We start from the raw sequence: 4898 nt of genomic DNA on the forward strand, positions 1-4898 counted from the left end.
GCGCCGGGCCTTGACTACTGCCGTTTGTGGACATGGACTGGGGATGATCGTCCCGGGAAGCGGAAGTTACCTGGCTAGGGAGGCTATCCATCTGCTGGTAGATATGTTTTTGCCGTTCGACGATCTGCGATAGTTGGTATTGGTTTTCCTGAATCTGACCGTGTAGCGAGTCGATATCGCGCTGATTATCGGCGAGCTGCTGGTGAAGTTGAGTTAGCAGTTGACTGTGCGCGTTGGAAATACGCTCAAGTTGAGTGACCCGATCTTCTACCGAGCTGGAACCGACATTACTGATTAATGTCTGGGCGGTAGCGGCCCAAGGGGTCGCTACGCCAACAAATAACGACAAACTCAACAGATAAGCTCTGAAGTTATTACTCATGCAAGACTCTTAGTAGATCAGGACGGCACGACGGTTTTTGGCGTAAGCCGCTTCGTCGTGACCCAGTACGGCCGGCTTCTCCTTACCGTAAGATACGATAGCGATCTGATTGGTGGAAATGCCTTTACCCTGAAGATACATTTTCACAGTATTGGCACGTCGTTCGCCCAGGGCAATGTTGTATTCTGGGGTACCGCGTTCGTCAGCGTGGCCTTCAACAGTTACTTTATAGGACGGGTTGCTACGCAGGAAAGTGGCGTGAGTGTCAAGCATCTGAGCGAATTCAAAGCGGATATCATATTTGTCCAAACCGAAATAAACGATATTGTTGCGCTGAAGCTCTTGCATCTGTAGACGATCCCGCTCGTCGGACGACACGTTGTTGCCGTTCATGTCCACGCCAGTGCCACCAACAACACTGGCGCCCATAGCAGATTCGTCGCCATTGTTAGCGCTTTTGTGAGAACTACATGCGACAATCGCCATAACTAGAACCGCCAATATCAGCCTTTTCAGCACTTTGTTCAGTTGTTGCATCTCGTATTCCTTTTATAGTTTGTCATACAAATTTATATATACATCACAGATACGGTGACCAGGCAGGAAATTTGACTTGTCCATCGGCTGGCGGAAGACGTGCTTTGAAACGCCCATCAGTCGATACTATCTGTAACACGGAACCAAGCTCTTGCGAAGCGCTGTAGATAACCATGGTGCCATTGGGAGCGACGCTAGGCGTCTCATCCAGGAACGTGTCCGTCAATACTTGTACGGTTCCCGTTGCCAGATACAGTTTAGCAATATGCTGCGCGCCATTATTGCTGCTTACCATAGCCAGGAACTTACCGTCCGAGCTAACGTCGGGATCCTGATTTTGGGAGCCTTCCCAGGACAGGCGCTGGGGCGTACCACCATTGATATTGATTTTGTACACCTGCGGACGGCCGCCCTGGTCGGAGGTATATGCCAGCGCCTGGCTGTTCGGAAACCAGGTCGGCTCCGTATTGTTGCTGCGACCGTCGGTCACCTGACGAATCTGACCCGATTCTAGATCCATCACATACAAATTCAAGCTGCCGGTCTTTGACAGGGCAAAGGCCAGCTTGCTGCCGTCCGGTGAGAAAGCCGGCGCGCCGTTGTGTTGCGGGAAATCCGCCACCTGACGGATAACGCCGCTATCCAATGTCTGGATAACCAATGCCGATCGGCCACTTTCAAAAGTGACATAGGCCAATTTGCTGCCGTCATGGGACCAGGCCGGCGACATTAGCGGCTGAGGCGAGCGGTGTACCAGCGTCTGGTTATAACCGTCGTAATCCGCTATCCGTAATTCGTAGGGGAACTGGCCGCTATTGGTTTTCGCCACGTAGGAGATGCGCGTGCGAAATGCACCCTTGATACCGGTCAGCCTTTCAAAACTCTCATCGCTAACGGCATGCGCTGACCAACGCAGCCATTTGCGCGGTACTTTGAATTGGTTCTGCGCTAATATAGCGCCGGGATTACCTGATGTATCTACCAATTGATAAAATACCATGTAGTTGCCGTCCGAGCTCGGCTGCACCTGCCCTACCACCACGGCGTCGATACCTAACGCCTTCCAGGCGGCCGAGGTAACTTCCGCGGCGGCGGCCGGCTGCTGCGGCAGGCGGGATGTATCTAGCGGGTTGAATTTACCGCTATTGCGCAAATCGGCAGCGACAATACCACCGATATCTTCGGGCGCTGCGTCGGGCCACGCCCACTTAAACGGCACCACCCCTATAGGTCTGGCTAAATCCACCCCTTGGGTGATTTCAATACGCACTTCAGCGTGCAACACGGAAGACCATAAAATTAATAAACCTAATGCTACTCGAAATGCCTGCTTCATTTCATCTCCCAAACCGCCGACGCCTAAGGCACCGGTCGCAATTTCAGAATTGTAAACTTATCTGATTAAATAACCTTACATCTTCCCATTAGACGACACAGTATAAATCTTAAACTATATTATGACTATTTGATAACCATTGCATTCTGCTACGTGGATTTACTGAGGCGAAAATCCGAGCGTCGCATTTTTGAAAACTTCATAAACCTGCGGACTGGGCGGCCGCGGTATGATAGCCAGCTTCGCCGCGGATACCGCTGCTTGACACAGCGCCGGATCTCCGCCTACGGCGGTGACCGAGATCAGCAAGCCGTCAGGCGCCAGTCCGATGCGCAAATCGCACGTCCTGCTGCTGTAACTAGACGCATCGTAAAATTTATTGCTGATAGCCCGGCTGATTTGTGCTTTATAGGCATCGATTTCTGCCCCGCTAGCGCCGCTTTGTTTAGCCTTATCCACCCCCGTCGGTGCGCTACCGGCTTTGGGCATGTTTTTAGCATTGGTCAGACCGCCTAGCAAAACGTCCACATCGCTGGACTGCTTTTTGGCCTGCGATGTGGCTTTATTTTTCGCTATCTGGTCTGCTTTGGCTTTAGCTTTGGCAACAGCGGTCTTTTTCGCTTCCACTTCCGCCTGTTTCTTGGCTTCAGCCGCGGTTTTTGCCTGCGCCGAGGTGGCCTCCTCTTCTTCTTCCGCTAATTTTTGCTGTTTAGCCTGCTCGCGCTGTTGCACTTCGGCGGCTTCCTGCGCGGCTAGACGCTGTTGCTCCGCCGCCTGCTTTTGCCGATGCTCTTCTGCCTGATGCTGCGCCCTCTGCGCATAGGTTTTCTGCTGACGGTTATATTGCTGCACCACGGCGCTAGGAGCAATCATCACGGCGTCAACGGACGACCCACCGCTGCCTGCACTGGATTCTTGAGGCTGATGGATAGAGATCCAGATCAATATGGCAATCAGGACGGAATGCAGCGCAATCGACAGAATAATGGCACGTTTAAACTTGTCGTTCTGTTCGGTAGCCTTCAACACAATCTATTCCCCAAAGGGGTTGGGCCGGTAATAATACGCTTCACCAGCCGACCGTCAGATAGGCTGCGTCATCAGACCGACCGACTTCACGCCGGCCTGATGCAGTAAGTTCAGCGCCTTAATGATCTCATTATAAGGCACGTCCCTGGCGCCTCCTATCAGAAACACCGTCTTAGGATTGGCGATGATACGGGCGCGCGCCTCAGAAACCACCTGTTCGGAGGGCAACTGCTTTTGGCGCTGATGATCGGCCACCAGACTGTATTGGCCGATACCTGACACCTCGACGATCACCGGTGGATTATCATTGTTACCAACGGTTTTGGAGTCAATCGCATCAGGCAAATCTACCTCAACGCTCTGAGTTATAATCGGTGCCGTCGCCATAAAAATTAACACCAGAACCAGCAGCACATCAAGCAGGGGGACGATATTAATCTCGGACTTGATTTCTCTGCATGAGCGTCTTCTAGCTATCATGTACTACCCTCCTTCTTACTTAGCGTTACTTAGCGCTATCGCTAGTGAAAGCCTGACGGTGCAAGATGGCGATAAACTCTTCGGTAAAGTTGTCGTAGTTCTGCTCAAGCTTATTGATGCGCAGGCTCAAGCGATTAAACGCCATGAGCGCGGGAATGGAGGCGAAAAGTCCGATAGTGGTGGCGATTAGCGCTTCGGCTATCCCCGGTGCGACCATCTGTAGCGTGGCCTGTTTAACCGAGCCAAGCCCGATGAAAGCATGCATGATGCCCCATACCGTGCCGAACAGACCGATATATGGACTTATGGAGCCTACGGTGCCGAGAAATGGGATATGGGTTTCTAGTGCTTCCAGCTCGCGGTTCATCGAAATACGCATGGCGCGCGAGGCACCCTCTACCACCGCCTCTGGGGCATGGCTGTTGGCGCGATGTAGGCGCGCGAACTCTTTAAAGCCAGAGTAGAAAATCTGCTCTGAGCCACTCAGGCTGTCTCGCCGCGTCAGGCATTCCTGATACAAGCGGGACAATTCGATGCCGGACCAGAATTTATCCTCAAAGGAATCTGCTTCACGTGCGGAGGAGGTCAGAATACGGGAACGCTGAATAATGATCGCCCAGGAGACGATGGAAAAGCATATCAAAATGAGCATGATCAGTTTTACCAAAAAGCTCGCTTTCAGGAACAGATGAAAGATATTCATGTCAGTCACTGCTTGAACTCCGAGACAAAATACGTAGGAAGAAGCGCAATCGGCTTCCATTGTTGTAGATCGACACATGCGATCACGACATTCGCCTGATTGAGCAACTGCGCGTCGACATTCAGGATACGTTATGCGAAGGTCAGAGAGGTGTGCTTGAGGGAGACGATTTTACTTTCCACTTGTTGCAGTAAATCGTCCAGGCGCGCAGGGGCAATATATTTCACCTCCATGTGCTGCACCAAGAACGCCACGTCCGCGCGCATGAGCGCGTGCTGAAATTATGCTCGCGTAACATTTCGATGCGCACGCATTCATAGAAATCGACATAACGTGCATGGCAAACTACGCTACCGGCATCAATATCCTCGTAATAGACGCGAACGGGCCATTGGAAAAATGCAATACTCACTCCACCGTCCAACAACGCA

General features: G+C 52.0%; 6 protein-coding genes and 1 pseudogene. All 7 read right to left on the reverse strand.

Annotated elements, in window-relative coordinates:
- Positions 1-382: YbgF trimerization domain-containing protein (locus tag BG74_RS15845; protein ID WP_305809563.1), on the reverse strand; the 382-nt coding region annotated here is incomplete at its 3' end.
- A 9-nt stretch (positions 383-391) separates the two neighbouring features.
- Positions 392-919 carry a peptidoglycan-associated lipoprotein Pal gene (gene pal / locus BG74_RS01745; RefSeq protein ID WP_066596149.1) on the reverse strand — a complete coding sequence of 176 codons (528 nt, stop codon included), beginning with the start codon at positions 917-919 and terminating at the stop codon, positions 392-394.
- A 43-nt stretch (positions 920-962) separates the two neighbouring features.
- Entirely contained in the window at positions 963-2255 is a 1293-nt protein-coding gene (gene tolB / locus BG74_RS01750) for a Tol-Pal system beta propeller repeat protein TolB (protein ID WP_066596151.1), read from the reverse strand.
- A 159-nt stretch (positions 2256-2414) separates the two neighbouring features.
- Positions 2415-3284, reverse strand: coding sequence for a cell envelope integrity protein TolA (gene tolA, locus BG74_RS01755; protein WP_066596154.1), 870 nt, complete (start codon positions 3282-3284; stop codon positions 2415-2417).
- A gap of 54 nt (positions 3285-3338) precedes the next feature.
- Positions 3339-3764: a colicin uptake protein TolR gene (tolR, locus tag BG74_RS01760; RefSeq protein WP_066596155.1), complete on the reverse strand. Its 426-nt coding sequence runs from the start codon at positions 3762-3764 to the stop codon at positions 3339-3341.
- A 25-nt stretch (positions 3765-3789) separates the two neighbouring features.
- Entirely contained in the window at positions 3790-4476 is a 687-nt protein-coding gene (gene tolQ / locus BG74_RS01765; RefSeq protein ID WP_066596160.1) for a Tol-Pal system protein TolQ, read from the reverse strand.
- Positions 4473-4879, reverse strand: a pseudogene (locus BG74_RS01770) (YbgC/FadM family acyl-CoA thioesterase). Before BG74_RS01770 ends, tolQ begins: the two are co-directional and overlap by 4 nt.
- Positions 4880-4898 lie beyond the last annotated feature (19 nt).

The sequence above is a fragment of the Sodalis-like endosymbiont of Proechinophthirus fluctus genome (assembly GCF_001602625.1).
Classification (GTDB): domain Bacteria; phylum Pseudomonadota; class Gammaproteobacteria; order Enterobacterales; family Enterobacteriaceae.